At 55.0% G+C, this 26788-nt stretch carries 32 protein-coding genes and 2 tRNA genes; 24 read left to right on the top strand and 10 right to left on the bottom strand.

Features of this window, described 5'->3' with window-relative positions; genetic code table 11:
• Positions 1-79: 79 nt before the first annotated feature.
• From ACR0M2_RS09950 to ACR0M2_RS09935, 4 genes are read left to right on the top strand one after another with little or no spacing between them, the layout of a single operon-like run.
• On the top strand, positions 80-1318 hold the full coding sequence (locus ACR0M2_RS09950; protein WP_480704882.1) for an oligosaccharide flippase family protein: 1239 nt from the start codon (positions 80-82) through the stop codon (positions 1316-1318).
• Positions 1315-2229 carry a glycosyltransferase family 2 protein gene (locus ACR0M2_RS09945; RefSeq protein WP_480704880.1) on the top strand — a complete coding sequence of 305 codons (915 nt, stop codon included), beginning with the start codon at positions 1315-1317 and terminating at the stop codon, positions 2227-2229. The genes ACR0M2_RS09950 and ACR0M2_RS09945 overlap by 4 nt, the downstream gene beginning before the upstream one ends.
• 20 nt (positions 2230-2249) lie before the next feature.
• Positions 2250-3236: a glycosyltransferase family 2 protein gene (locus ACR0M2_RS09940; RefSeq protein ID WP_480658394.1), complete on the top strand. Its 987-nt coding sequence runs from the start codon at positions 2250-2252 to the stop codon at positions 3234-3236.
• 13 nt (positions 3237-3249) lie between these two features.
• Positions 3250-4161: a glycosyltransferase family 4 protein gene (locus tag ACR0M2_RS09935; protein ID WP_480704878.1), complete on the top strand. Its 912-nt coding sequence runs from the start codon at positions 3250-3252 to the stop codon at positions 4159-4161.
• A 542-nt stretch (positions 4162-4703) separates the two neighbouring features.
• Here the strand turns inward: ACR0M2_RS09935 and ACR0M2_RS09930 are convergent.
• A tRNA-Thr gene (locus ACR0M2_RS09930) sits at positions 4704-4778 on the bottom strand.
• Positions 4779-4861: 83 nt separating this feature from the next.
• On the opposite strand from ACR0M2_RS09930, the gene ACR0M2_RS09925 reads away from it, so the two are divergent.
• The 9 genes from ACR0M2_RS09925 to ACR0M2_RS09885 all read left to right on the top strand — a co-directional run bounded on the left by ACR0M2_RS09925 (position 4862) and on the right by ACR0M2_RS09885 (position 10658).
• The gene (locus ACR0M2_RS09925) at positions 4862-5017 is read left to right on the top strand and encodes a hypothetical protein (RefSeq protein WP_170350212.1); all 156 of its coding nucleotides are present in this window, start codon (positions 4862-4864) and stop codon (positions 5015-5017) included.
• 6 nt (positions 5018-5023) lie between these two features.
• The gene (murA, locus tag ACR0M2_RS09920; RefSeq protein ID WP_480704876.1) at positions 5024-6292 is read left to right on the top strand and encodes a UDP-N-acetylglucosamine 1-carboxyvinyltransferase; all 1269 of its coding nucleotides are present in this window, start codon (positions 5024-5026) and stop codon (positions 6290-6292) included.
• Positions 6289-6765, top strand: a complete 477-nt coding sequence (locus ACR0M2_RS09915; RefSeq protein WP_170359514.1) for a DUF2948 family protein — start codon at positions 6289-6291, stop codon at positions 6763-6765. Before murA ends, ACR0M2_RS09915 begins: the two co-directional genes overlap by 4 nt.
• Complete coding sequence (locus ACR0M2_RS09910) at positions 6766-7284, top strand: GNAT family N-acetyltransferase (RefSeq protein ID WP_170411645.1); 519 nt, start codon at positions 6766-6768, stop codon at positions 7282-7284.
• A 60-nt stretch (positions 7285-7344) separates the two neighbouring features.
• Positions 7345-8643, top strand: coding sequence for a histidinol dehydrogenase (gene hisD, locus ACR0M2_RS09905; protein ID WP_480704874.1), 1299 nt, complete (start codon positions 7345-7347; stop codon positions 8641-8643).
• 92 nt (positions 8644-8735) lie between these two features.
• Entirely contained in the window at positions 8736-9215 is a 480-nt protein-coding gene (locus ACR0M2_RS09900) for a UPF0262 family protein (protein WP_170350217.1), read from the top strand.
• A 3-nt stretch (positions 9216-9218) separates the two neighbouring features.
• The gene (locus tag ACR0M2_RS09895) at positions 9219-9671 is read left to right on the top strand and encodes an arsenate-mycothiol transferase ArsC (RefSeq protein WP_170350218.1); all 453 of its coding nucleotides are present in this window, start codon (positions 9219-9221) and stop codon (positions 9669-9671) included.
• A gap of 2 nt (positions 9672-9673) precedes the next feature.
• A complete protein-coding gene (locus tag ACR0M2_RS09890) occupies positions 9674-10072 on the top strand; it encodes a ketosteroid isomerase-related protein (RefSeq protein WP_480704872.1) in 399 nt (132 codons plus the stop codon).
• On the top strand, positions 10065-10658 hold the full coding sequence (locus tag ACR0M2_RS09885) for a GNAT family N-acetyltransferase (RefSeq protein WP_480704870.1): 594 nt from the start codon (positions 10065-10067) through the stop codon (positions 10656-10658). Before ACR0M2_RS09890 ends, ACR0M2_RS09885 begins: the two co-directional genes overlap by 8 nt.
• Positions 10659-10751: 93 nt before the next feature.
• Here the strand turns inward: ACR0M2_RS09885 and ACR0M2_RS09880 are convergent, their stop codons facing one another.
• Complete coding sequence (locus ACR0M2_RS09880; RefSeq protein WP_170350221.1) at positions 10752-11072, bottom strand: hypothetical protein; 321 nt, start codon at positions 11070-11072, stop codon at positions 10752-10754.
• Positions 11073-11378: 306 nt separating this feature from the next.
• On the opposite strand from ACR0M2_RS09880, the gene ACR0M2_RS09875 reads away from it, so the two are divergent.
• The 7 genes from ACR0M2_RS09875 (at position 11379) to ACR0M2_RS09845 (ending at position 15787) form a co-directional block, all read left to right on the top strand.
• On the top strand, positions 11379-12254 hold the full coding sequence (locus tag ACR0M2_RS09875; RefSeq protein ID WP_480704869.1) for a carbon-nitrogen hydrolase family protein: 876 nt from the start codon (positions 11379-11381) through the stop codon (positions 12252-12254).
• Positions 12255-12345: 91 nt separating this feature from the next.
• Positions 12346-12564 (top strand): translation initiation factor IF-1, encoded by a 219-nt coding sequence (gene infA / locus ACR0M2_RS09870; RefSeq protein WP_005978431.1) that lies wholly within the window; start codon positions 12346-12348, stop codon positions 12562-12564.
• An 11-nt stretch (positions 12565-12575) separates the two neighbouring features.
• Complete coding sequence (locus ACR0M2_RS09865; RefSeq protein WP_480704867.1) at positions 12576-13154, top strand: Maf family protein; 579 nt, start codon at positions 12576-12578, stop codon at positions 13152-13154.
• A complete protein-coding gene (locus ACR0M2_RS09860) occupies positions 13151-14173 on the top strand; it encodes a ribonuclease E/G (protein WP_170359528.1) in 1023 nt (340 codons plus the stop codon). Before ACR0M2_RS09865 ends, ACR0M2_RS09860 begins: the two co-directional genes overlap by 4 nt.
• Complete coding sequence (locus tag ACR0M2_RS09855) at positions 14170-14352, top strand: DNA gyrase inhibitor YacG (protein WP_170350225.1); 183 nt, start codon at positions 14170-14172, stop codon at positions 14350-14352. Before ACR0M2_RS09860 ends, ACR0M2_RS09855 begins: the two co-directional genes overlap by 4 nt.
• Positions 14353-14431: 79 nt before the next feature.
• Positions 14432-14506 (top strand) — tRNA-Phe (locus ACR0M2_RS09850).
• Between the two features lie 99 nt (positions 14507-14605).
• Complete coding sequence (locus ACR0M2_RS09845; protein ID WP_480704865.1) at positions 14606-15787, top strand: tyrosine-type recombinase/integrase; 1182 nt, start codon at positions 14606-14608, stop codon at positions 15785-15787.
• Positions 15788-15840: 53 nt separating this feature from the next.
• Here the strand turns inward: ACR0M2_RS09845 and ACR0M2_RS09840 are convergent, their stop codons facing one another.
• Together ACR0M2_RS09840 and ACR0M2_RS09835 are read right to left on the bottom strand one after the other, a co-directional pair.
• Positions 15841-16284 carry a YqfO family protein gene (locus ACR0M2_RS09840; protein ID WP_480704863.1) on the bottom strand — a complete coding sequence of 148 codons (444 nt, stop codon included), beginning with the start codon at positions 16282-16284 and terminating at the stop codon, positions 15841-15843.
• Positions 16285-16366: 82 nt separating this feature from the next.
• A complete protein-coding gene (locus ACR0M2_RS09835) occupies positions 16367-17071 on the bottom strand; it encodes an ArsR/SmtB family transcription factor (protein ID WP_480704862.1) in 705 nt (234 codons plus the stop codon).
• A 177-nt stretch (positions 17072-17248) separates the two neighbouring features.
• On the opposite strand from ACR0M2_RS09835, the gene ACR0M2_RS09830 reads away from it, so the two are divergent.
• The gene (locus tag ACR0M2_RS09830; RefSeq protein ID WP_480704860.1) at positions 17249-17617 is read left to right on the top strand and encodes a hypothetical protein; all 369 of its coding nucleotides are present in this window, start codon (positions 17249-17251) and stop codon (positions 17615-17617) included.
• Positions 17618-18950: 1333 nt separating this feature from the next.
• Here the strand turns inward: ACR0M2_RS09830 and ACR0M2_RS09825 are convergent.
• Positions 18951-19412, bottom strand: a complete 462-nt coding sequence (locus ACR0M2_RS09825; RefSeq protein WP_480704859.1) for a hypothetical protein — start codon at positions 19410-19412, stop codon at positions 18951-18953.
• Positions 19413-19593: 181 nt separating this feature from the next.
• Here ACR0M2_RS09825 and ACR0M2_RS09820 point away from each other — a divergent pair, with 181 nt between their 5' ends.
• Positions 19594-22347 (top strand): DNA polymerase, encoded by a 2754-nt coding sequence (locus ACR0M2_RS09820; RefSeq protein ID WP_480704857.1) that lies wholly within the window; start codon positions 19594-19596, stop codon positions 22345-22347.
• A 160-nt stretch (positions 22348-22507) separates the two neighbouring features.
• Entirely contained in the window at positions 22508-22966 is a 459-nt protein-coding gene (locus ACR0M2_RS09815; RefSeq protein WP_480704855.1) for a hypothetical protein, read from the top strand.
• Between the two features lie 243 nt (positions 22967-23209).
• On the opposite strand, the gene ACR0M2_RS09810 is transcribed toward ACR0M2_RS09815, so the two are convergent.
• Entirely contained in the window at positions 23210-23860 is a 651-nt protein-coding gene (locus tag ACR0M2_RS09810) for a recombinase family protein (RefSeq protein ID WP_480704853.1), read from the bottom strand.
• Positions 23861-24053: 193 nt separating this feature from the next.
• Between ACR0M2_RS09810 and ACR0M2_RS09805 the strand changes: the two genes are divergently transcribed.
• Entirely contained in the window at positions 24054-24842 is a 789-nt protein-coding gene (locus tag ACR0M2_RS09805) for a hypothetical protein (RefSeq protein WP_480704851.1), read from the top strand.
• Between the two features lie 38 nt (positions 24843-24880).
• Here the strand turns inward: ACR0M2_RS09805 and ACR0M2_RS09800 are convergent, their stop codons facing one another.
• The 4 genes from ACR0M2_RS09800 to ACR0M2_RS09785 all read right to left on the bottom strand — a co-directional run bounded on the left by ACR0M2_RS09800 (position 24881) and on the right by ACR0M2_RS09785 (position 26740).
• A complete protein-coding gene (locus tag ACR0M2_RS09800; protein ID WP_480704849.1) occupies positions 24881-25174 on the bottom strand; it encodes a hypothetical protein in 294 nt (97 codons plus the stop codon).
• 181 nt (positions 25175-25355) lie between these two features.
• Positions 25356-25634 carry a hypothetical protein gene (locus ACR0M2_RS09795; protein ID WP_480704847.1) on the bottom strand — a complete coding sequence of 93 codons (279 nt, stop codon included), beginning with the start codon at positions 25632-25634 and terminating at the stop codon, positions 25356-25358.
• A 208-nt stretch (positions 25635-25842) separates the two neighbouring features.
• The gene (locus tag ACR0M2_RS09790) at positions 25843-26175 is read right to left on the bottom strand and encodes a YegP family protein (RefSeq protein WP_480704846.1); all 333 of its coding nucleotides are present in this window, start codon (positions 26173-26175) and stop codon (positions 25843-25845) included.
• A gap of 163 nt (positions 26176-26338) precedes the next feature.
• Complete coding sequence (locus ACR0M2_RS09785) at positions 26339-26740, bottom strand: hypothetical protein (protein WP_480704844.1); 402 nt, start codon at positions 26738-26740, stop codon at positions 26339-26341.
• Positions 26741-26788 lie beyond the last annotated feature (48 nt).

Here is a 26788-nt window from a genome sequence, read left to right as displayed (position 1 = left end):
GCTGTCCGCCCGCGTCTGGGACAGGGATGTCGCTGCCAATTAGAACTGTTCCCAATACTGTTTTTGGACACTTGGCGACATGACTCAGCGATTGGCACATTCCAGTTTCCTGCGGCACCTGCTAGCCTATGCGGCGTCCGAAGTGGCGGCAAAAGCCTCACGTCTTGCGGTGGTCGTGGTTGTGGCCCGCACCCTCAGCCCCGAGGCAATAGGGCTGGCTGCCGCTGCCCTCGCGGCAGGGGATATCCTAAAGGCGCTAACCGAGAACGGCGTGGGGCAGAGGATCATCCAAGCCCCGCAGTCCGAGCTGGAACAGCGCTGCAACACCGCGCATCGTATCTTCTGGGTCTGGTGCGGGGCGCTGTTTTTGCTGCAGGTGACTATCGCCATTGCCCTCTATGCGATAGGGCACCAGACCCTGGCGCTGCTGCTCGCTGTTCTGGCCGGAGAGTACCTGTTCATGCCCGCCGGCCTGGTGCAGGCCGCGCTTGCGATGCGTGAGGGCAAGCTACAAAAGACAGCCGCTGTTGCCGGAGGGCAGGTGGTTGGTGCAAATGTTATGGCCGCGCTACTGGCGCTGCTCTGGGCATCGCCGCTGGCTTTGGTTCTGCCCCGATTGCTGGCCGCCCCGATTTGGCTGGTCCTGATGCGCCGTCTACGTCCCTGGGCATCAAACGCGAAGCGCGGGTTTGCCGCCCTTCGCCCGTTTGTTGGCTTCGGCTGGGCCGTTCTGGGGGTTGAGGTTGTCAAAGTTCTGCGTTTGCAGGCCGACAAGCTTGTCGTCGGCGCGATGCTGGGGGCCGAGAGCCTTGGCATCTACTTCATGGCTTTCAACGCTGGACTCGGCTTGGCGACATCGTTCACGCAGGCCTTTTCAGTCGTTCTTTTCCCACATCTTTGCGCAGCCCCGGACAAGACCAAGGCGCTGCGTCATGGGCTCGGTACGTCCCTCCTGGTGCTGTCCCCGCTGGTTTTGCTGCAAGCCGCCCTTGCGCCGGTCTACGTGCCGCTGCTGCTGGGTGCTGAGTGGCAGCAGATTTCACCGGTGGTCTCGGTCTTGTGCCTTGCCGCATTGCCCAGCGTCATCTGGTCCGCCGTGGCCGGCTGGCTGCGGTCCGAGAACCGCGCGATCACCGAGCTACGAGTCAGCACGGCCCTTGCATTCGCATTGATCCTCAACACCGCGATCATGGCCCCGTTCGGGCTGATGCCAGTGGCGATGGGATACCTGATGACCAGTGCTGCCCTCATGTTGATCGCCTCTTGGGTGCTGCTGCCTCGGGATCAAAAGACAACAGAGAGGTTCGGCTTCCAATGACCCGCTTTACCATCATCGTGCCGTTTCACACCGATGCGGACACAATTGCTGATACGCTGACCAGCATTCGCGCGCAAAGCTTCACGGAATGGGAGGCGATCTGCGTCGGCGACCGTCCCTCGAAGGCGTGCCTGTCTATCGTGTTGGATCACATTGCCCAAGACCCCCGTATCCGGGTCGCAAGCAGCCCCTTCGATGGCCCAAGTGCCGCACGCAACTATGGGGCCGAACTGGCCAAGGGAGACATGCTGGCGTTCTGTGATGCAGACGATCTGTGGCACAAGGACAAGCTGGTGCAGCTTAACGAAGCCTTTCAATCCTCTTCGACGGATGCTGTTTTTGGGCAGATCGGGTTCTTCGCCGATCAGCTCGGAGATTCTCAGACATGCTCGACCGTTCCTAGCGCACCACTGAACATTCAGGACCTGTTGGCTGAGAATCCCGTCTGCACCATGTCGAATCTTTCGATCCGTCGCGAGGTCTTCAACGCCATTGGCGGGTTGGACACGAGAACGGTGCATAACGAAGATTTGGAGCTGTTAATCCGCCTCGTAGGCAAGGGGTTTACCGTCAAAGGGGTCAATCAGTTCCAGGTCTGGTATCGCACCAGATCCGGGGGCTTGTCCTCGGACCTGAACGCAATGCGCGCTGGGCGGGCCTATGCGGTGAAAACGGCTGCGTCTTTTGGCGTGTTCCCGTTGCGGTCGTCCGAGGCCGTCTATTTGCGCTATCTTGCCCGCCGGGCGCTGCGGTTGGGGCATCAGGGTCAGGCCCTGTCTTACACACGCAAAGGCTTGAGCCTGCATGCGCGCAGTTTCCTGCTGCCCCTGCGCCGAGGACTGCCTACCGCCGCAGGGGCCGCGCTGGCCCCGATCCTCCCGCAAGCGATCAAACGTGCGTTGTTTTCTTAAGAGTTCTGAAGGAGATCACCATGCCCACAGCATCCATCGTCGTACCCGCCTACAATGCCGAAGCAACCTTGGTCGAAACGCTCGCCTCACTGCAGGCGCAAACCTATGACGATTTCGAAATCATCATTGTCGACGATGGATCGCAGGACGCGACCTCTGAGATTGCCCGCGCGCACCAAGGCGACCCGCGCATACGACTTGTCGGGCAGGCCAATCGTGGGCTGGCGGGGGCCAGAAATACTGGCATCGCTGCCGCGCGGGGTACGTTCATCGGCTTTTGCGACGCCGACGATCTGTGGATGCCCGAGAAGCTGGCGGCTCATATTCACCATCTCAAGGCCGAACCGGATGTGGGAGTTAGTTTCTCCGGCAGTGCCTTGATCGACGAGGCGGGGTTCATGATGGGGATCAAACAAGCACCCCGCCTGAAGGATGTGACCTCAGCCCATGTTCTGAACCGCAATCCAATCGGCAATGGATCGGCGGCCGTTATTCGAAAGACGGTACTGGAGGCTCTGGCCTACCGCCCGAGTTTTGAGATCGAGCGGGATTGGGTCTTCGATGAGACGTTCAGGCAGTCCGAAGATATAGAATGCTGGATGCGGCTGATGTTGACGACCGATTGGCAGATCGAAGGCGTTCCGGGGCTGTTAACCTATTACCGGATCAATGCAGGCGGGCTGTCAGCGGCTTTGGACCGCCAGTTGGAGGCGTGGGAGCGGTTGGTCGCGAAGTTGCGCCCGATTAACCCTGAGTTTTTTGCCCAGCACGAACACTCAGCGCGGGCCTATCAGCTACGCTATTTGGCACGGCGGGCCATCACCAACCTCGACCGGGACACAGCTTGGGAGTTGTTTGCGCGAAGCGTCCAGGAAAGCCTCCGCCCGGTGCTTGAGGAACCTGTGAAGTCGTTCAGCACCTTCGCCGCGGCCCTTGTGTTGAAAACGTTTGGACCCGGCCCGATCACCCGGCTGAGGCAAATGAAATCCAAACTGCAATCGATTTGAGAGAGGCATCATCATGGAACAGAAAAAGGTCCTCCACCTGGTAGACGACACGACAGCGGGCGGCGTGATGCGAATGCTCGACCATCTTTTGGTGCAGTCAGATCTTTCCGGCGCGATCGAGCAAAAGGTGTTGAAGGTCAAACGGACCGCGTTTTCTTGGGGCAAACTGGATGCGGATGTCATCGTGTCCCACGTCGCACCAAGTTGGAGAAGCCTGCCCGCGTTCTCGGCCCTTCGCGCAATGCATGTTAATACTCGACTTGTCCATGTCGAACACAGTTACACCCGGGCATTCACCACCCTGAATGTCCCTCACAAACGTCGGTTTTTTGCGATGCTACGGGTGATCTATTCTTTCTTCGATCAGCTGGTGGCGGTCAGCCATGCGCAGGCGGACTGGATGCAAGAACGACGCCTAGCTGCTTCAGAAAAACTGGCTGTCATTCCTCCGACCGTTGATCTTGAGCAGTTGTCACGAAAGACGATGCCTCCCAAGTCAAAGACCACAATTGGCGCCATCGGGCGGCTCGAGCAGCAGAAAGGCTTCGACATCCTGATCCAAGGCTTTAGGTCAACCCGAACGCCGGGCGCGCGCTTGTTGATCTTTGGCGAAGGCAGTCAACGGTCATACCTTGAGGCGTTGGCAGAGGGTGACCCGCGCATCGAATTTCGGGGTCACGCCAAAGATCCGGCAGAAGCTTATCAAGCCGTCGATATCATTGCGATTCCCTCGCGTTGGGAGGCTTATGGACTTGTGCTGGACGAAGCGCTTGCCGCGAAGCGCAATGTGATCGCCAGTAAAGTTGATGGGTTACGTGACCGTGAAGGAGATACGAGAGTTTCGTTCTGCAACCTTGACCCTTATGATTGGCGACTTGCGATCAATAATTTTCTGCTTTCCGACACTATTGAGAAAAGCAGCTGAGTCAAAATCTGGCACTAGATCTTTGCCTTTTTGCCGAGTCATTCGCGGCAAAATCAATTGTGATTTCAAAGAAATTGCCTAAGGTCAGCTTTGCGTTTTGTACGCGCGTACTTAGCGCAATACATCTTGGTGTCCGCTTTGGACTAAGAGCGGTCATTGCCTTGTGCTAAGTGGATGGAGGCTCTGTCCGCACCTTGGACGTAGCTCCGTCTTGTGTGAACGTCCCCTGTCGGGCTGAAGCGGGCATTCGTCCCGAGCCCCCAATTCGACAGCCTTTAAAGAACACCTAGAGCTTTACTTAACAGAGGACGGTCTTTTGAAAATCATGCCCCGCAAAGTCGGCGAGCCTCAATGGCACACGCAGGGCTGACTGAGGGGGTAGGTCGGGGGGCGGGTTCGTCAGTTAGGTGCAGCCTATCATCGAATGCTCAAGCCAATCGGCGCAACGTAGCCATCGGATGAGGAATCCTGTGCGATGGCCCCCATGTGGTCGCCTGTCCCCTATGGGGGCACGCCGACAATTCTATAAGTCTTTGATTTTATGGTGCTGCTGGAGAGAATTGAACTCTCGACCTCTCCCTTACCAAGGGAGTGCTCTACCTCTGAGCTACAGCAGCGCTGTGGGCGGGTGATTAGACGCAAACGAAACAGGGCGCAAGGGTCTCTGGACGGTTTTTTTCACCTCCTGTAGAGAAAGATTATGGCAGATAGAAATACACCCAAAAAACATGGCAAATCCGCGGACGCTCGGGAAGAGCGGCTGAAGGCGGCGCTGAAGGCGAATATGGCGCGGCGCAAGGCGCAGGCCAAGGCGCGCGCAAGCTCGGATAACGATGCCGAAAAGGACGAGGGATAAGAGCAGATGGATTCGATTCTGGTGACGGGCAATGGGCCGCTGAACGGTCAGATACCGATTGCGGGGGCCAAGAACGCGTGTTTGACGCTGATGCCCGCAACCTTGCTGAGCGAAGAACCGCTGACGCTGACCAATGCGCCGCGGCTGAGCGACATCAAGACCATGACACAATTGCTGCAGTCTTTGGGGGCTGAGGTGTCGTCGCTGCAGGACGGGCAGGTGATCGCGATGTCGAGTCATGATCTGACCAGCCACACTGCGGATTATGAAATCGTGCGCAAGATGCGTGCGTCCAATTTGGTGTTGGGTCCGATGCTGGCGCGGTTGGGGCAGGCGGTGGTTTCGCTGCCTGGCGGTTGTGCGATTGGCGCGCGACCCATGGACCTGCACGTTGAGGGGCTTGAGGCGCTGGGCGCTGAGATCGAGCTGAAGGACGGCTATCTGCACGCCAAAGCATCCGGCGGGTTGAAAGGCGCAGTCCACGAGATGCGTTTTGCATCCGTGGGCGCGACCGAAAACATCGTCATGGCGGCCACCTTGGCCAAGGGCACCACGGTTCTGAAGAATGCCGCGCGCGAGCCTGAGATCGTCGACCTGGTTGAATGCCTGCGCAAGATGGGCGCACAAATCTCGGGCGAGGGGACCTCGACCATCGAGATTCAGGGCGTTGATCGCTTGCACGGTGCAACCCACCAGGTTGTGACCGATCGGATTGAGCTGGGCACCTATATGCTGGCCCCGGCCATTTGCGGTGGTGAAGTAGAGTTGCTGGGCGGTCGCATGTCGCTGGTTAACTCCTTTGCTGCCAAGCTTGACGCGGCGGGTGTCAGCGTCACGCAAACCGAAAAGGGTCTGAAAGTGGCGCGCAAGAACGGGCGCGTGACCTCGGTGGGTGTGGTGACCGAGCCTTTTCCGGGGTTTCCGACTGACCTGCAGGCGCAGATGATGGCGTTGATGTGTACGGCCGAAGGCACCGCGGTATTGGAAGAACGCATCTTCGAGAATCGCTTTATGCACGCCCCTGAACTAGTGCGCATGGGCGCGAATATCGAAGTGCATGGCGGCACGGCCACTGTTACAGGTGTGGATCAGCTGAAAGGTGCGCCGGTGATGGCAACGGATCTGCGGGCCTCAGTCTCGTTGATTCTGGCGGGTCTGGCAGCTGAGGGCGAAACTACGGTCAGCCGGGTCTATCATCTGGACCGCGGATATGAGCATGTGGTGCGCAAGCTGGAAGGCGTGGGTGCAAAAATAGAACGGATCAAGGGCCAATGACAGACGCAAGTTTCCACGACGGGCGCGAGGCCCCTCTGAATCTGGGTGCCGAGGATGCAGAGGATCTGCAGGTGATCTCGACCCTGGCGCAGGATGCGGTATTTCCTGTAACCGAGATAACATGGCAGCCCTCGCAGCGCCGGTTCGGCCTGCTGCTGAACCGTTTTCGGTGGGAAGATAAGGATGCCGCGACACGCCGTGATCGTCCGTTTGAGCGGGTTCAGGCGGTTCTGGTGTTCGATTCGGTGCTGTCGGTGGCCAGTCAGGGCATCGACCGCAGCGACAAGGACATGGTGATGTCCCTGCTGTCGATTGATTTTGAGGCAGGCGAGGACGGGGCGGGTCAGGTTTTGCTGACGCTGGCAGGGGATGGCGCCATCCGGCTCAAGGTCGAAGCACTGGACGCCACGCTCAAGGATGTGACGCGGCCGTACAAGGCCCCTTCGGGTCAGGCGCCGCATCACCCCGAATAAATGCAGAACAAGCGCGGCATTTCACAGGCATTCTCGCAGATTCCAGCTGGAGTATCCCTGCGCCGCGCAACCGTTTTTGATGTGTTCGATCTGAGTCGGGTGTTGATCCGATCGATCACCCAGCTTTGTGTCGCGGATCATCGGGGCGACCCACAGGCCATCGCGCATTGGACCGCAAACAAGGACCCTGCATCCATCCGGGGTTGGATCGTGGCGGGTGCGCACATATGGCTGGCCGAACATGCAGGGCAGGTTGCCGCCGTGGGCGGTTTGCGCGACGACGAAATCACGCTGCTGTACATTGACCCGGATCACACTGGTCATGGCATCGGGACCGTCCTGCTGCACCGGCTTGAGAAAGACCTGATTGCCTCGGGTCAATTCGATGCCAGACTAGAGGCGACAAAAACCGCGCAGGACTTCTACCGGCGGCACGGCTGGCAGGCCACAGGGCAATGTGGTGCGCGTGGCGATGTGTCCTGTTTCGCGATGCGCAAATCGCTGCACCCAAAGGACTAAGGGTTGAGGCCAACTCATCCCGGCGATATGTCCCCATCAAACGCCCCGGAGTGCCTGATCATGCCCGTTTTCCTTGATACCACGTCGTCCGAGTTCGAATCCGCCTTTCAAGCGCTGTTGTCGGCCAAGCGCGAGGACAGCCCGGACGTAGATGCCACCGTAGCGCAAATCATCGATGATGTGCGCAGCCGGGGCGACGCGGCTGTGATAGAGTTGACCGCCAAGTTCGATCGGCTTGACTTGACGCCCGTTACGTTGGCCTTTTCCGCAGAAGAAATCGACACTGCGGTTGCGCAGGTTTCGGATGCGGACCGCGCCGCGCTGGAACTGGCCGCCAAGCGCATCCGCGCCTATCACGAAAAACAGATGCCTGAGGATCATCAATGGACCGACGAAGCCGGGGCGACACTGGGCTGGCGCTGGTCGGCGGTGTCGGCAGCCGGGCTTTATGTGCCGGGCGGGTTGGCCTCGTACCCCTCGTCAGTTCTGATGAATGCAATTCCGGCCAAGGTGGCGGGGGTTCAGCGGTTGGCTATTACGGTGCCAACGCCAGACGGGCAGGTGAATCCACTGGTCCTGTTGGCCGCGCGGCTTTCTGGAGTCGACGAAATCTATCGCATCGGTGGCGCGCAGGCGATTGCAGCGCTGGCCTATGGCACCGCATCCATCGCGCCAGTGGACAAGATCACTGGCCCGGGCAATGCCTTTGTTGCGGCGGCCAAGCGCCGAGTGTTCGGCAAGGTCGGGATCGACATGATTGCCGGGCCATCTGAAATCCTCGTGATCGCGGACAAGGACAATGACCCCGATTGGATCGCGTTGGATCTGCTTAGCCAGGCCGAACATGACGAAAGCGCCCAGTCGATCCTGATCACCGATGATGCGGCCTTTGGGCAGGCAGTGGCGCAAGCGGTTGAGAAGCGACTTGAAACCTTGCAACGCCGCGCCATCGCAGGGGCCAGCTGGCGCGACTTTGGGGCAATAATCACCGTGCGCGATTTGGATGAGGCCGCCGCCCTGTCCAATCGCATTGCGCCCGAGCATCTGGAGCTGTGCATCGCCGATCCGGTCGGGCTGAGTGAAAAAACCATCCATGCGGGTGCGATTTTCCTGGGCCAGTACACGCCCGAGGCCATCGGTGATTATGTTGGTGGCCCAAATCACGTGCTGCCCACCGCGCGCTCGGCCAAGTTCTCATCCGGTCTCAGCGTGATGGATTTTCTAAAACGTACCACGCTCAGCCAGATGACGCCCGACGCGCTGCGCGCCATTGGCCCTGCGGCGGAACAACTGGCGCAATCCGAAAGCCTTGAGGCGCACGGTCTGTCGGTGACGGCCCGCCTCAATGGGCTGAATTGACGCAAAGACCTATGGCACATGGCGTTTCTGTGCGTTGCTCAATGAAAACCATTGCTATAGGTCTGTGCTGAACTGAACGGACCACACGCGACATGACCCGCATTTCACATATCGAACTGGATGATCGAAACCTGCCGCCGCCGACCCCCGAGATCGAGCAAGAGCGCAAGGTCGCCATCTATGATCTGCTGGAAGACAACAGTTTTACCCTTCCTCAACGGGATGGGCGCACGGCGCCGGACGGGCCGTATCACGTGCAACTGTCGATCCGTGAAAAACGTCTGGTCTTTGACATCGCCACCGAGGCCGAGGAAAAAGCCGCCGAGTTCCACCTTTCGCTAGGCCCGTTCAAGCAGGTGGTCAAAGACTATTTTCAGATCTGCGAAAGCTATTTCAATGCGGTCAAGAACCTGCCACCCAGCCAGATCGAAACCATCGATATGGCCCGGCGCGGAATTCACAACGAAGGCAGCCGCGTTTTGCAGGAGCGGCTGGAAGGAAAGGCGGATATTGACACAGACACCGCCCGCCGTCTGTTCACGCTGATTTGCGTGTTGCATTTTGGGGGCTGACGCGTGAAGCCTCTGCCGCAGTCGGTCCTTTTTTGTTGCGACCACAACTCGGTCCGGTCTCCGATGGCCGAAGGTATCATGAAGAAATTCTATGGTACCGGCACCTATGTACAGTCTGCTGGCGTCCATAACGACCTTGAGATTGACGGGTTTTGCATTTCCGTTTGTCACGAGATCGGCGTCGAGCTGTCCCGGCATCGCTCGCGGTCCTTTGATGAGATGCAGGAATGGGGCGACGATCTTAGTTCCTTCGACCTGGTCGTGGCTCTGTCGCCCGCCAGTCAGCGTCAGGCGCTGGAATTGACACGGGTTTTTCATCTGGATGTCGATTATTGGCCAATAATGGACCCTACTGGACTGGGCGAGAATCGCGAACAAAAGCTACATCACTACCGACAGACCCGCGATCAGATCATCAAGCATCTGAAAGACCGCTGGGGCGAACCTACGGAGTGACCATGAACCAGACCGTCCAAACCTATTTCGATGCCTTCAACGCCGGCGATGTAGAGGGCATGTTGGCCTGCCTGTCCGAGAATGTGGCCCATCACGTGAACGAAGGTCAAATTCGCATCGGGAAAGAGAAATTCACGGCTTTTTGCGATCACATGAACCGCTGCTATCGCGAGAACCTGACTGATATCGTGGTTTTCGAGGCCAAGGGCGGCACACGTGCAGCGGCCGAATTCATCGTAAACGGGACCTATCTGGAAACTGACGAGGGCCTGCCCGAGGCCCACGGCCAGACTTACCGCCTGCCAGCGGGGTCGTTCTTTGACCTTGAGGATGGCAAGATCACCCGCGTCACCACCTTCTACAATCTTGCAGATTGGACCAAGCAGGTGTCCGGTGGCTGAGATCACCGCCGTCCGCCCCCTGATCGGAGCGGCGCTAGAGGCCGCTCTGGACGACGTGGCGCGCTTGCGGATCGAAGTGTTTCGGGCGTGGCCCTACCTTTATGATGGCGATCTGGCATATGAGCGGAAATATCTGCAATCCTATCGTGACAGCGACAAAGCAATTGTCGTCGGCGCCTTTGACAGCGATCGCCTGATTGGCGCGTCAACCGGGGCACCGCTGACTGACCACGCCGACGATTTCGCGGCGGCGTTTGAGGGCACCGGTCTGGATCTGTCGCAGATCTTCTACTGCGCGGAATCCGTATTGCTGTCCGATTATCGAGGTCAAGGCGTTGGCCATAAGTTTTTCGATCTGCGTGAGGAGCATGCCCGAGCACTAGGTTTCAGCAAATGCGCCTTTTGCGGCGTACAGCGCCCGGCGGATCACCCGATGCGGCCCGAAAACTACCGGCCGCTGGACGCCTTCTGGCGGGCGCGGGGATATGAGCCGCTGCCCGGAGCAATCGCGCAGTTTTCGTGGAAGGATATTGGCGAAGAGAGCGAGACGCTGAAGCCGCTGCAGTTCTGGATACGGGATATCTAACAGATGGCACTGACCCGTTAGCATGTAGTAATCCCGCAAATTGGCCGGCCTTTCCGATCTTCAGGGGAAACTGATGGTCGCCAGAACGAAGTGCTATGCCTTCTTTTCCCACCCTCGCTTTACGCCAGCCAAAATTGCTGGTCCTGCTTCTGCAGTTGGCACAATTTCCATGATGTCATTGTGAAAAAGCGGCCAGAATTGCGCACAGATCCCGATTACTTCGGCTTTGGAGTCCGCCTCAAGGAGAACATAGCCCTCAGTATTGCTTATCCAACCTGTGAATTTGACTGGGCCTTCCCCTTCCACAAGTTCGCTGGCATCGCCGACCATATCGGTCCACGCAGCGATCTCCCCCTCGCGGTCTTTTGGCCATGCCGCCGCCGAGCAAGTGAAGTGATTAATGTAATGAGGCATGTCAATTTCTCCCGTTATGAAAAACCCTAAGCATCAGTTGAGTGTTGCACAGTCTAACACCGCCAGATTACGCGCCGGTGAGGAGCTTTACAATTTTGCCGACAGCGTCCGATTTGACAGCTTGGTAACGTTGCCGAAATTGGTTAATGCAAATCTGGACAGTAATGCAGATTTATTGGGTCGTCCAAACCAACTCTGTACTGGGTAATTTGCGGGCTGGCGCGCTTACTTTTGGTTCAATTGAGCTGTACAGGCTATCCATTTGCAATCTACTGTCGCATGACCAAAAGATTTGGGTTTCAAAAAATGAAAGTCGCAACCGCTGCCTATAACCTCGATTGGCTCGACAGTTGGGCGCAGTATGAGGACAAGCTAGGCCGCTGGGTCTCAGACGCCGCCGGACAGGGGGCTGAGTTGCTGGTCTTTCCTGAATACGGAGCGATGGAGTTGTCGACATTGGATGGGGTCGACGTCGCGGGCGATCTCGAGCGTTCGATCCGGGCAGTGTCTGATCGGATGGAAGCGGCGCAGGTCCTGCATCAGCGTCTTGCGCAGGAATACAAGATTTACATTCTGGGCGCGTCGGCCCCGATTGTGGATGGGCCGGGCCGACCGGTAAACCGTGCAGCACTCTATGCGCCCGATGGTGGGCAGGGTTATCAAGACAAACAGATCATGACCCGCTTTGAGCGCGAAGACTGGGATATCGCGCCGGGCGGACCGCTGAAACTATTCGATACCGCGTTGGGCAAGATCGGCGTGTTGATCTGCTATGACAGCGAATTTCCCCTGTTGGGCCGTGCGCTGAGCGAGGCCGATCTGATCCTGGTCCCCTCATGTACCGAGGCTTTGGCAGGCTATTGGCGGGTTCGGATCGGCGCGATGTCACGGGCGCTGGAAAATCAATGCGTTACGGTGATGGCGTCTCTGGTCGGGGACAATGACTGGTCCGAGGCGGTGGACAAGAATACCGGCACCGGCGGCATTTTTGGCCCACCCGACAAGGGGTTTCCTGCGACTGGTGTGTTGGCCGAAGGCGCTTTGAACCAGCCGGGATGGACCTATGCGGATATCGACCTTTCAGCAATTGCCGAAGTTCGCACCGATGGGCATGTTCTGAACCGCACTCATTGGGAGGAGCAGTCGCCGCGAGTCGATTCCGTCACATTATCGCGCCTTTAGGTGATTCTGGCCTTGAAATAAGCCCAAAATGGGCTCATTTAAGCGCACATCCCCGTAGATTCTGCGGGTGCAACGTAATGATGGAGACAACATGGCCAAGGAAGATACGCTCGAATTTCCCGGTGTCGTGAAGGAACTCCTGCCTAATGCGACGTTTCGGGTCGAGCTGGAAAACGGCCATGAGATCATCGCACATACGGCAGGCAAGATGCGCAAGAACCGCATCCGTGTTCTGGCCGGCGACAAGGTTCAGGTCGAGATGACCCCCTATGATCTGACCAAGGGTCGGATCAACTACCGCTTCAAGTAACGCCTGCCGCAATGGCGTTTATCTTAGGATCGGGCAGCCCACGGCGGCTGGACCTGCTGGCCCAGCTTGGCGTGCAGCCCGATGCAATTCGCGCCCCCGACATTGACGAAACGCCTTTGAAAGGTGAATTGCCAGTGCCTTACTGTAATCGTATTACACGGGCAAAAGTGCAGGCTATTCAGGCGGATAGCGATGATGTCACCCTGTGTGCGGATACGACCGTCGCGCTTGGCCGTCGCATTCTGGGCAAGCCCGAAGATGCGGGGCAGGCGGCCGAATTCCTACATGCGCTGTCCGGTCGGCGGCATCGCGTGATCACTTCGGTCGCTGTGCGGCGTGGGGATCGGGTGTTGCAACGTGATGTGGTCTCGCAGGTCAAGGTCAAGCGCCTGTCGGACATTGAGATTAATGCCTATCTGGCAACCGGAGATTGGCAGGGCAAAGCAGGTGCTTATGCCATTCAAGGTCCGGCCGGGGCGTTCATTCCCTGGATTTCAGGTTCGTTCACCGGCATCGTAGGGCTACCCCTGTCTGAAACTGCCGCCCTTTTGCAGGGTATCGGCTATCCCTTGTATCGTGAGGTGTCATGAAGGGCCGCACCATCGTTCTGGATCATATCGACAACCGCGAAGCTGCCGCCTTAATGGTGGATGGCAAGCTGGATGATTTCCTGATCGCAGGGGGTGCCCCCGCACCGGGCACGATCTACCGCGCCCGTGCCGACCGCCCCGTCAAAGGGCAGGGTGGCATGTTCCTGACAACTCCCGACGGTCCGGCCTTCTTGCGGCAGGTGAAGGGATTGGCCCCGAGCACCCTGATGCTGGTGCAGATCACTGGCTATGCAGAGCCGGGCAAGGCGCTGCCAGTCACAGATCGCATCCTGTTCAAAAGCCGCTATGCGATTGTCACACCCGAAGCGCCGGGCCTGAATATTTCACGCTCAATCCGTGACGAGGACGAGCGCGACCGTCTGCTTGAGATTGCGCATGAATGCATGGACGGCAGCACTTATGGCCTGATTCTGCGCTCTTGTTGTCTGGGTGAAGATGCGGGCGAGATCGCCGAGGATATCAACGCCATGCTGGCCCATGCCGATCAGGTTTTGAATGATCCGGGAACCGAACCCGAGCTGTTGTTGGAGGGCGATGGCCCTCACGTTCTGGCCTGGCGCGACTGGACCGACCCGGCCGAAGTGGTGACGCAGGACGGAAGCTTTGAAACACAGGGCGTGTTAGATGCGTTGGACGAGGTGCGCGGTATTTCCGAGCCACTTCCGGGCGGCGGGCACTTGTATATTCAGCCCACACGCGCCCTGGTCGCTGTGGATGTAAACACCGGATCCGACACCTCAATGGCCGCCGGAACCAAGGCGAACTTCGCCTGCGCCAAGGTGTTGGCACGTGCGTTGCGCGTGCGGGGTCTGGGCGGGCAAATCACCTTGGACCTTGCCCCAATGCCCAAGAAAGATCGGCGCGGTTTTGAATCAGCCCTGCGCGCCGCATTTAAGGCAGATGGAATTGAAACCACCCTGGCGGGTTGGACACCATTGGGCCATTACGAACTGCAACGCAAACGCGGCCGTATTCCACTGACGGAGGTGTTGAAATGAGTTGCCCGATCTGTGGTGAAGACACGGTAACCAAGTTCCGCCCCTTCTGTTCAAAACGCTGTGCCGACCTCGATCTGGCCAAATGGTTGAACGGCTCATATGCGGTTCCGTCGCAGCGGGAAGAGGACTTGGACACGGATGGATCCGAAGGTCAAACCGAGCAATCGCGTCCACACTGAAAAAATCTGAAAAAGCCTCTGGACACTGCCTGTGGCAAGTCATAGAAGGCCTCCACCCAACGATGAACATCGTTCCCATGCCCGGGTAGCTCAGGGGTAGAGCAGTGGATTGAAAATCCTCGTGTCGGTGGTTCGATTCCGCCCCCGGGCACCACTAAATCACTGATATAATTGGTAAAATTTGATCGTTGAGAGTTCAGATTTTCAGTCGCAAAAGTTATACACAGTTATACACTCTTCCGACGGGCTGACCTTGGCCAAAGATTCAAAAAACCAAATCTCCAAGCTGAAACATCTCCGAAAAGGTCTGGCGATCTATCGGACGGGCCGCAGCCCTTATTGGTATATTCGATTCAGAGACCCGATAGCGGGTAAGTATGTCCATCGCTCGTCCAAGGAAGAATCACGGCTCGAAGCCATTGAAGTGGCTTATGAGTTTGCTGATACCTACCGCAGCAAGGCCAACAGCGACCATGCCAAGAAGAAAGCCACCAGCTTTGAGCACTACGCCAAAAAGCTGATGGCTGTACAGAAGGGCAAGTCGAAGTGGTCGGACGGTGACAACAAGCTGCTGAACCGATCCAAGGACGGTCTGATCTGCTATTTCGGCAAATACGATGTCACCAAGATCAACACGGGGATGGTTCGGGATTACCTGATTCACCTCGATGAGAACCGGCCAAAGCGCTTGGCGGATTCAACCAAGTCGAAGCACGTCTTCATCATTCGTAAGGTTTTGACGCTGGCTGTGGAAGACGGTCTGCTGGATGTGCTGCCGGTGACGCCGAAGCAGAAAACCGTTGATTCACCCCGACATGCTTTCACCGACGATGAATACGAACGGTTCATTAGAGCAGCCAACCAATGTGTAAAGAAAAGAGAAAAAGTTCGTGGTGTTCAGATCACTGGCCACCATACCAAGATGTTCAGTTTTGTGGTTCACACCTTTCTGCGTCCGACCGAGGGAGAGCTATTCGGCCTAAAGCACAAGGACATTCAGATTAAGGGTAATCCTGCGCATTTGGAACTGAATGTACGGGGCGGCAAGACAGGTGGCCGGAAAAGTGTCACTATGCCGATAGCAGTGCCTATGTATCAAGGCACCATAAATCCATTTGAAGAGAGCGGCCCCGACAAGAATGCCTATGTCTGGATGCCGGAATATCCAAATCGTCGAACGGCCATCAGTACGGCCAGACGTATCTTCAACCATATTTTGGAGAAGGCCGATCTGCTGGATGAGGACCGGAAGCTGTCACCGTACTCTCTGAGGCACTATGCGATCCAAGCACGGCTCAGAGGGTCGAATGGGAAGGTCAACCTCCACACCCTTGCCACAAACGCTGGAACGTCGGTTGATCAGTTGGAGCGTTTCTATCTTAAGAACATGGCCCCGACCAAAGAGCTCATTGAGAACTTGCAGCACAGGGAGTGAAGCTGGGCGGTGTAATGCTCAGCTTTGGTTTCACTGCATCCCTGTCTCTTGGGCTACCGGTGTTCCTTCGGCACCCACTCTTCGGCTTGCCCGTTCCAAAACCTATTGGGATTGTCTTCGTCCATACCCCTGATGTGCGTTGCCCTCAGACACGGTCCCACAAAGACGACGGGTTCTTCATAGGGGTGGGATTCGTAAATTGATTTGAGTACTTGCACAGCCTGTTCTTCATCGCAGGCAAGAAAGAACGAAAGTTCGACGCAGGGCACTTCGACAGCGTTATCGGTCGCAGTGTTTCGTCCACTGCCAAGCGATCTGAATTGTTGTATTCCGGATGCGGTCTTGAATGTGACGCTGTCGTAATCACCGTATTTCAGGGTGTCGATGGCCAGAACAGAATCGATAATCCTTTGCACATGGGAATCTGGCACCTGAACGATAACTCTAAGTCCTTGTTCTGGGATAAATCGATCATTGTGAAGCTTGGGCAGTGACATGGAATTCTCCGGCTATGATGCTTCCGGGATATCCGCTTTCATTCGATCTGAGGTAAAAGACGGTTCGGTACCGACCGAACAGTTATTCGTGGGCTGAGATTTCCAGTTCCGTTCTGCTCAAGCCGAAAACACGTTCGAAAGCGCCAAAACCGTTATCGGTAATGGTCAATGCACGGCTTCCAATACGTCGTTCAAGCCATCCTGCATCAAGGGCTTCTTTCATTATCTTGGTGGCAAGTGGACCTGAGATGTGGTGGCGCCGCTCTGTCCAATCGAGGCACAGTTTCACGACGGGCTTGTTGCTTGATGTGGTCAGAGCCACAATCCCGATCTTGTCCAGGAACTTATCGTAGCATGGGCCAATGGAAACGCTGTCAGCGTTTATGAGCAGTACATCCATGACAATCATGCGATCCGTCATCAAAACGCCGAGCCGACCAGCTATGTGATTGTAGCAACTGCGGGCCAGAAGTGTGTCGCAAGCGGTCTTGCGGTTCCGGGAGAGGTGATCGGTTGGTGAAAGGCTTGCCAGTTTTTCAAGAACGCCAGCAACGTCTTCGTTGGCGATCCGGTGATATACGTGCCGCCCACTGCGCAATGAAGACGTTAATCCAGCGGATTCAAGTTGCTTGAGGTGTGCGGTTGCTGTTTGCGGGCTGACACTGGCAGCGCAGGCCAACTCCTTGTTTGTGAATGCCCGACCATCCATCAACTCGCACAGAATGCGTGAGCGGCTGGGGTCGGCCAGCGCAGCGCCGATAATGTCCAGTCTGGGTTCGATGGTCATGAAAGCGAGTTTAGCCCAAACCACATCTGAACACACGATCGGAACAGTTCGCCAATGAACGAAGAGTTGCTTTGCTTCAAGCTTGTCGTTCCACCAAGTCGCCGTGCTCAGTTTCCAAACCCGTTATCTGCAACCGTGAGCCAAAGGACGCCGTTGGGGTAACAAAGGAGACCCCCAATGGCACTTGAGAAGCAATTCAATCTGGAAGCAGCAGAAAAGCCCAAAACCACGCAGCCGTCCCATCAGCGTCGTCAGAAATTCATCGCCGCAATCGACAAGCAGTTGGCCGGAATGGCGACAGGGGAAGCTAGTAACCCGGCGAAAAGCACTTGGGTCTGGCAGTCGAGCAAAGGGGATTGGTTCATTTCGCCGAGGTACGGCAAAGCATCTCTGGAACTTGCTCCGGGCTTATCGGCAATCAAATGCACGGATGCGGAAGACGTTGTACAAAACCTCGAAAAGCTGAAATCCCTCACAAGCGACGGCAAGCTGGATGCGGTCCTTGAGACGGCTGCCACAGCAATCCGCAGCCGTTTCGGAAAGTGACATCTGCCAGTTGTTTTGAACACTCAAATGGTCCCGTTGGCGTTCAATTGGAGTGCTACGGGACTTTTTGCTTTCCATGTGGTCCAATCCACGAGCAACAAACCCAAGTCATGCGAAGCACTTCACGAAGTGAAGTTGGTTAGCCAAACAGTAGCTGGACGATTTGGATGGTTGGCAAGCGTTGATCCCATAGGGGTCTGTCAGGCCCAATATGGATGCAATGAGATCAAGATCATTGTCCAGCCAGACCAATTGTTGAACCAAGATCGCCAAGCACATGCGAAGCATTTCACGAAGTGAAATTGATGGCTATCCATTTGCTGGCAGATGGCAAAGGGTAGCAATCTGTTGTCCCATTGTGGTCCTGACAGCCACCAGATCGAACGCCATGGGACCAAATACTTACCCCGGCCAGCCCAACCAACCAGCGAATCAATCTGGTACATGCGAAGCACTTCACGAAGTGAAGCAGGTAGCTATCTGTTTGGCTATCTTCTGGCAATGCTTGATCAATCGCTTGCTTCGCAAGACATTCGCTTCGCGAATGTTAATCCTTTTTGGTCAATTTGGATTTTGGATATACTTCTCCTATCCGTTGAGGAGAAGTCCGACGAACCCGTTGGTTCTGTCATACCATCCACACACGATTGCTTTCCCAAAGCACGGCTGGCGGTTATCCGGTCTCAGCCTACGTGCTGCTTAAACAGCGGACCGATATGCTAGCTTTGCGTGGATAGCAGCTTGACTAGCTCGGCGACGGCACTTCCCCGTCTCGTGATGACAATTATATTGCTCTGGCTCTCTAATGGGGGCTTTCATCCTTCCCCCGCTTTCGCTGTTTCCTGACCCTACTATTCGATGACGTCATGTCTGCTGGCCTACTGAATTCGGTTCGTCACCATCCGGCGGAAAGTACCTTCTGATCGCATGACGCTTCGGGCTGTCTATATGTGGTTTGTATCGCGGTCCTGATACAAGAGAGCTACGGGCTGTGTTCAATGTGGCGATGTGTGTTGTCGTGTGCGGTGTGTGTCTGCGTATGGTCTATTTAGGGGGCACTGACCAATGTTTGGCCAAGAAGCCGTGATTTTAATGGGGACAGCACAAATTCGGGAGAGTATCCCCTGAGACACGAGGATCGGGGCAAATTCTCCCACAGCAGTGCAATCGGGTATCAGCAAAAATAGTAAAAGTGCCGTGTGGGTGTAGGGAATTAACAATTACCATTTTTGCCGATATGGCAGCATGGCACCTTCCAGCATTTTGATCTGAACTCGGGGTCCCATGCAAGTTGCTTAAGCAGTTTCTAAAATGCCGGGTGAAGCGATCCCAGTCAAAGTTGCTGCATTCTCCGGTGGTATGCAAGTTCGGGGGCTGTGGCAGTTATCACGTCAATGCTGTGATCAAGTGTGTTTAACTGGTAGTGCTTTAACTCACCGGGGAAGTCTGAAGTCGCCCATGTTGCAGCGGACACGTAGTCAAGGAAGTGAGATTGAGAATAGAGACGTATTCGTCGGCCCTCGGAGGCTTCATTGGTCTTAGCTTCGACAAATGTTTCATCCGTCACGCAGTAGGCAACAAAGTCATGAAAGGTGAAAGAGTAGACTGCGGATTGGTCCGGAATCTCAATCGAGCGGACATCCTTTATTCCTGACACCGTGTGAGGGTCATTCATTGCTTCTGCCCCTGCAACATGGACCACCATCCGGTTGCCGTGCACGGGCAAAATTTCTTCGGTCCGTAAGTACTCGTGCTTTTCAAGTGAGGCTATCAGGGGGTGTTCTAGGGTACTCAATGGCTTTGTTCCCGAAGTTGCAAAATCTGCTCATGACTTTGCTTTGGACTGTATGTTCTGATCTATGACAGCACAAAAAAATAGTAAAAGTGCCGTTTAGATGTCAGGGATTAACAATTACCATTTTTGCCGTTATGGCAGCGTGGCACGTTCCAGCATCTTGATCTGAACTCGGGGTCCCATGCAAGCCAAAGTAGCGTTTAGGAAAGACCAGTTTTTTCCGAAGAACCAGCCAAATTCTAAACACACTCGTTACCTCGTGATCGGCTTTGACACGGAGTACCAGCGGGAAGCCTTTGTAAATGCGGATGGTCTGGCCGAGGTCCGCAATCAGGTCCTGTCCTACCAATATAGCTGCCACGTCATAACGCCGGACAACGCAGGTGATGAACAGCACTGGTCGGGCATTGTGTTGCCTAAGGGGCCAGCAGACGACGACCGGCTGACCTTGGCCGAGTTTGTAGAACATGCGCTGCGGGATGGGTTTACCCGGCATCCCAACCTAAGAGTGCCGGCGGACGTATATCTGGTAGCGCACTTCACACGGGCAGATGTGCCGGGGTTTTCCGACTTCAAAGACGAGAAGTCCCGGAAGGCCATGAACTTGGAGAATGTCCGCAACCTGTTCATGAATGTCAGCGACAAAATAGTGGTCAAGTTGAAGCGGGGAGAAAATCTCAAACCAATCAGCCTTCATGTCAAAATCCGGGACACGATTGCTCTGGCCCCCGCAGGAGCCAAAAGCCTTGCTAAGCTGGGAGAAATCCTTGGCTTTGAGAAGATGAAGCTGTCCGACGATCCTAAGCAGGAGCAATATTACAAAGAAAACATGGCCGACCTGCTGGACACCAATTGGCCGCTGTTTCGTGATTATGCCATTCGGGATGCTGAGGTGTGCGCACAATACACTGCTCTCATGATCCGGCTCTATTTTGAGAAGACGGGTAAGTTCAAGCTGCCTGTCACGCTGACCTCGATTGGTGTCGATCTCATTCAGAAGCACTGGCTGTCCCAAGGGCTCGATCCGCTGGAAATCGTCGGCAAGGAGAAAGTTACCGAGAAGTACTGGAGCAACAAAAACAGCCGATATGTGACAAAAACTGAAGCCAAGACGGTTCAGAAACTGTTCTGGAGCGAAGACTTCTTCACTGAGTGTTATCATGGGGGCCGCAATGAGCAGTTCTGGTTTGGTCCGGCACCCGAGGGGGTCTGGTATGACTATGATCTGACCAGCGCTTATCCATCAGCCATGGCGCTTATCGGCGAGCCGGACTGGGGTACGATCACACATATCACCAGCACCAACGAACTGCTCGGTGGCGGTTTGACTGTCGAAGACCTGGCCTTTGCCAATGTGGATTTTGAATTTCCGGAAGACGTTCGCTATCCGGTCTTGCCAGTACGCACAGAAAACGGTCTGCTATTTCCCCGCAAGGGCAACAGCACCACTCATATCAGTGAAATCCTATTGGCTAAGCAATTAGGTGCAAAGATCGAACTGGTGGAGGGGCGGCGGATCAACTCTGACCGTGTCTTCAGCCGCAGAGAGGGTGGCGGCAGGGAATATGGCCCTGCGGAGAAACCGTTTTTGAAGTTTGCCCGTCACTGCATCGAGGAGCGTGCCAAACATCCGAAGAAGACCCTGCACAATCTGTTCTGGAAGGAACTGGTCAATTCAACATACGGCAAGACCGCTCAGGGTTTGCGGGAGCGCCGAATATACGATTTACGGGATGCCGAAACCAAACGCTTAGAGCCCAGTCCAATCACCAACCCGGTCTATGCTGCCTTCATCACGGCTTTCTGCCGGGGTGTGCTCAGTGAAATCATGAACGCTCTGCCTCGGGACGTGCAAATCTTCAGCGTCACCACAGATGGCTTTCTGACCACGGCCAATGATGAGCAAATGAAAGAAGCCGCCAAGGGTACGCTGGGCCGAAAGTACCTGAATTCCCGTATTGGGTTGGCCGCGCAGTGGAGCATCTATGAGGTCAAGCATATCATCCGTCAGCCTGTTGGCTGGCGTACACGGGGGCAGGCCACATTGGTGTCGTCCGCACCCGAAGACTGGGACGGAACGGGCATGGTGCCCAAAGAGGATGAGACAGTTGTGCTGGCCAAGGGCGGTATCAAGTTGGACGCTATCCTGTCGAAGGCAGAGCAGAATGATAAAATCGTTGATCTGTTCTTTGACCGCAAACCGACCGACACGATGACAGTCACAATGGGCGCTGGCATTCGGGAAATGTACGAAAAGGGTATGGACTTCGTGGACAAGACGATGACTAAGCGGCTGTCGATGGAGTTCGACTGGAAGCGACGACCGGAGACGGCTGGTGATGTGTCTGTCACAGTCGCCGACGGGCAAACTCAAACTCACTTGGCGTTCTCGACCCAGCCTTGGGACACAGTGGGTCAGTTTAACACCACTCGTGCGATCTGGGCAGACTACAACAAGCAGGCCGGTCATTGCTTAAAGAGCGTGAGCGACTACCAAGCATGGGCTTTGTACTTTGAGGGCAAGCTGTCCGCTCAAGGTCCCGCAGGGACTTACATTGCCAAAGAGGACGGTGTCCTGAAACGTCTGCGCCGGGACCTGATTATAGCGCACAAACTGCGGAAAGCGGGCACGCACGAGCTTAAGCCACACGCAATGGGGAACAAGAAGATATTCCCAACCTACAAGCTCAGGGCGCACCAACTGGCGGAAATCCTAAATGATGGTTTTGGCATCCCCTGCGCCAAAACGGATGTGGACAATGCCCGAAAGAAAAAGGCGTTTGTGCCGCATCAGGTGCCCCAGACGGCACAATCTGTTGCTGTATTGAGAAGCATCAGGCTGAAATTGTTCCCCGAATTGGATGTTGAGCAGTTTCTGACTCCGAAAGCGGCTTTTGATCTGGCAGTCAGGGAGGTGGAAATGGCCAAAGCGTGAACGTCTCAGCGGGCGGTAGATGCTTGGTGTTAGGGCGTGTGCACTTCGATGGGTGTTAGTGTAACTTGACAGATGCTACACATTGCACGAACGTCTTATCCGTTTAGCTAGTTGATATCTTCAATTTTATAAGCCATCGAAACCCAGTTTTGAGAATGATATGTTCACCAAAAATCAATTGGAATACGCAGACAATCTGCTGAGCATCCTTCAAAGAGTAGCTATAGTCGTCGGTGTAGCTGTCGGTGCGATTTTTTTCTTTTTACGCCTTGAGCACACTCCCAGCGTTAGCTTTACTGTTGGTCTCATCGGTGTAGACCGATGCACTATGAAGTTGCAATTGACAGCGTCTAATGTGGGAAAGTTGCCATTCTCTATGACATATGCCTCGGTCGCGGTTGAAATTGATGGCGACAAAGTATTTTCAGAAAAAACGGACCTTGAGCTGACTGCCGCTGCCGGTGAGGCGCTTTCAATGGTGTTCTCTATACCTGCTTCACCACAAATGAATCAGCGCATAGCAGAGTTCAAAGTTTCCGCAGTTTTAATGGAGGACGGCGACAAATGGCGGATTTTCGACACAGCAATTCCATTGGCAGGCATTCCAGCGGATTGTTAATATTGGTCGCTGGAACACTGCTCCTTGCAAGCTGTGGAGGTGGGCGCGTAGACGGCGATGACTGCGAAGTACTTGCAGATCGGCTGCCAATTGAGCGATTGCCTGACCAATGTGCTGAGGATGATGCCAGCCAGCCAACAACTACCGCTTAACCCATTTCTCATCATACCAATAGTAAAGAAAGTCGTGTTGTTGACCAACCTCTGCGATGCGCAGCGGGCAATCGGTTGAATTAGAGAATTTTCAGCTTGGTAATCGATGGATGGCTCGAGTGTTGGCATAATTCTTCACCGTCTGCGGATACCAGCGGCCACCCTTACACGTCGTCACACCCCATTCGTTCAGCAGTCTCGCCGCCCCTGAAAACGATCCAGCCTCAGCCAACGCTCGTTCAAACTCGGGTCGGATCGTTTCGAAGAATATCCTCTTCTCTGACTGCCGTTGGACCGCCAATGCCTGTGCATTCCGGCCAAGGACGGTTCCCCGGTTCTTTGCCGCTCTGAGTGCAGCTCTGGTGCGTTCTGATATCTGTCGCCGCTCTTCCTCTGCAAAGCAGGCCAGCAGGTGCAGGAAGAATGTTGAGACATTCGGATGCTCACAGACGACCAGTTCAATCCCTTGGTCGATGATCCCAGAAATGAACGACACCTTCCGGGAAAATCTGTCCAGCTTCGGGATCAGCAGCTTCGAGCGGGTCTTCTTCACAAGGTTGATGGCGTTCCACAGTTCGGCTCGATCATCCCGTTTGCCGGATTGGATTTCGGTGAACTCGGCAACCACTTGATCGGCGGGTGTCAGGAATTGTTCCACCATCGCCCGCTGCGCTTCCAGCCCGAGGCCAGATCGACCCTGCCGTTCGGTCGAAACCCGGTAATAGACAACATACTCGACCATGCTTCATCCCTCCGTAACCGACAAACGTTGGTTTGTCGTAGAAGGGGTCGGAAAATTCGAATGGATGGGCAACGGGAGCAAGGTTGAAAAATTGGTGCTCGGCTGTCTGCTGGGCTCGTCTTTCCGCAAGTAAAAGGCTAGTACCAACTCTGCTTGGGATTCGTTGAAATCTTGTAATACAACGTGGAAAAATATGAACTTTGAGGAATTTGGGCTTGGGCTCGGCCCAGACGAATTAGCATTCTATTTTACCTGTGAAAGCGGTGTTGATGCCGATTCACTCGGTAACTTCCTGAAGCGTGCGGCTACGATTGCTAGGAAAAATGGCGCTGTCCTGCGTGTCACTGCCCATCACGACGGTAGTCTCGTTGTGGTCACACGCGTTTTGCGGAGTGTCAAAGGAAAAGTAGGCAAAGAGTTCGCTGCAAGTCCGATTCAATCGACTGCCGCAGCAACAGTTCTTGTTGCAGCTGTTGCATCGGGTATTCAAGATGCTACGGCTCCTGATAGTGCTGAAATAACACCCTTGGCAAAAGCTGGTTGGGAACTTGTTGAGAAGGGGCAAGTTGAGAGTATTCAGATTGTCACTGCTAAAACAGCAGTGGTGATTATGGATCGAAAAATTGCTTCTCAGATTAGCGAAAACGTGAAGGAGCAGACCCGTAGCGAATTAGTGCGTGTGCTGTCTGATGAACCTCCACTATTTGATCAAAAGAAACTAAAAACTGTCGAGATTGAGGAATACCGCGCGCTGCTTGACGATGCCCTCAATGGCGAACTGGAGGGTGTTGCGATATATGTAGGCCCTGATCTGCATTTTAGACCAAAAGGTCATAGATATCTTGTTCCGGTGGAGTACAGGGAGAACTACGCTGGCGCTAAACTTTCACCTAGTAAGCATTACAGAATACGAGGTGGAATTCGATTTCACCAAGGTATGCCTGGGCGACTCGAAGTCGTATCCGCTACTCCAATAGGCTAGCCAACCGCGACATCTGTGAGGTGTGTTGCTGCTCCACCTCAATCAGCGCTGCCGTTTTCAGACTGCTCGTTGTCTTCATGCCAATCACGAATGGTTCTGCATATGGTACTCAGTGCCATTCCCACACGCAGCCCACTGCTTAGAAAGACTACACCTTCCGTGAACATGGGTTCAGTTTCTCCATCTGCTACAAACTGAAACTCCCCGGTGTCCTCCTCCTCGTATTTGATGAAGGTCCAGCTACCGAGAATTTCTCCATCACGGGTAATCACGTCGCCACTGGTGGCGCCGTGTTCAATACCAATAAAGTTAATAGGGTATGTAAGTTCCATGTCCGATACGTAAGTCGTTAATTTAGTGCTCAAAACTGTTTCGGCTACTGTTGTTCAATTGTCACCATTGAGTGGCGGGCACACCCGCAATCTTGTGTGCGGCTGAAGTGCCCGTCGATATAGCCGAGATACACCGTTTGGTTGGCTTAAGTTCGAGTGGCCTACGTGCACAACAAAATTGTTAACTCTCGTGCAAATCTATTCTCGCAGTCGCAGTTGCAAGGGCCACAAAACGACGGAGTACGTCATTGGTAAGCCAAGTCTTTTCGGTCAAATGTTGTACCCATCCCAAAATCTGCGTGCTCGTTTCGCATTTGTGCAAGGGGATATTGTATTCACTTGGGGCATCACATAGCTCGAATAGGTCGATAACAATATGACCTTCCTTCACACAAACAATGCGCTCCATTTTTTCCCGGTGGGCCAGTGCTGCTGCTTGTGCTTCTTCAAGTGTACTCATTGCAAACCCCTATTTTGAGAGCAAACGAGCTGATAATTCTGCCTTCGCATCGGCAGAAAAGCTGCGTTGCGTGTGAAGCTCTTACGTTGATATTAGTGGCGTTAATGCTTTGTGATCTCCTGCCGGGTCAAGAGGTGGCTGAGCATTACTTAGCCACCGAACCGAATGACGGCATAACGATACACATGGGTTGAGCAGTCACCCCAAGTCAGGTCAGGTCTTCGACTCTTGCATCTGGGGCATTGCGCTTGACGGATTCAATACCGTTGTCCCGTCCAGATGCGCTGGTGTAGCTTTCGCTGGTGCCGATCACCTGCCCATTGCTGGCTTTCAGGTTGAACATATAGCCGCCGGATTTGGTTTCTTTACGCTCGTACCTGTCGTCATTCGGTGCATTTGATTTTACAGATGCAATCCCGTTTTCAGCACTGGCCTTTTGAACATAGGCTTCACTGGCCAAGATGATTTCGCCATTTCCGGCCTTCAGCCGAAACCGATACTCGCCAGCCTTGTCCTCGTAGAGCTCAAATTTCCCAGCCATGTGATCTACCTCATTATTGTTGAACCAAAAATCAGCATGACGTTGCTACGTTTGGCGTGTGGCCACAAGCCCAAAATTCCGGCTCGCCATTTCCAGTAAGAAGCCACCTATCTCTGGGTGACTTCGATGAAGTTCATGCACCGGGCCAGACGGGTGGTGGCATCTACTCGGGATACTGACGCTGCGCCGTAGCGACGCCGAGTTTTTTGCCGCCAGATTTCTTGGTGCGCGCAACGGCTGCCCATTCGTAGGTGTGAGCGCCGTTCGGTGGGCAGGGACTTTTATATTTGAACGCTCCCGATGGGACAGTGCCATCTGCTGACATTTTCACGACACCGCCGCCATGGTTGTAGGAGCGCACGTCCAAGTCCGTCATTGTGAACCGAACGTACTGTGTCCCTTCGGGCAAACCTTTGACCACAAAGCTTGGGTTGCCGACACGGTTTGGATTTCCTGACGTGCAGGACTGCAGGCCATCCCATGTAAATGAGATTGTGAAGTCTTCGGCCACTGCCCCCGTGGCAAACAGAGACAGAAGTCCGGCAAAGACTACGCGATTGATCATATTTGATATTCCTTAGTTGTGGTGTGTATTCGTCTCCGGAAAACCCGA

Source organism: Ruegeria sp. BE10 (genome assembly GCF_056538905.1).
The sequence above is the reverse complement of the archived record's forward strand: the minus strand, read 5'-3'. Positions and strand labels throughout refer to the sequence as shown.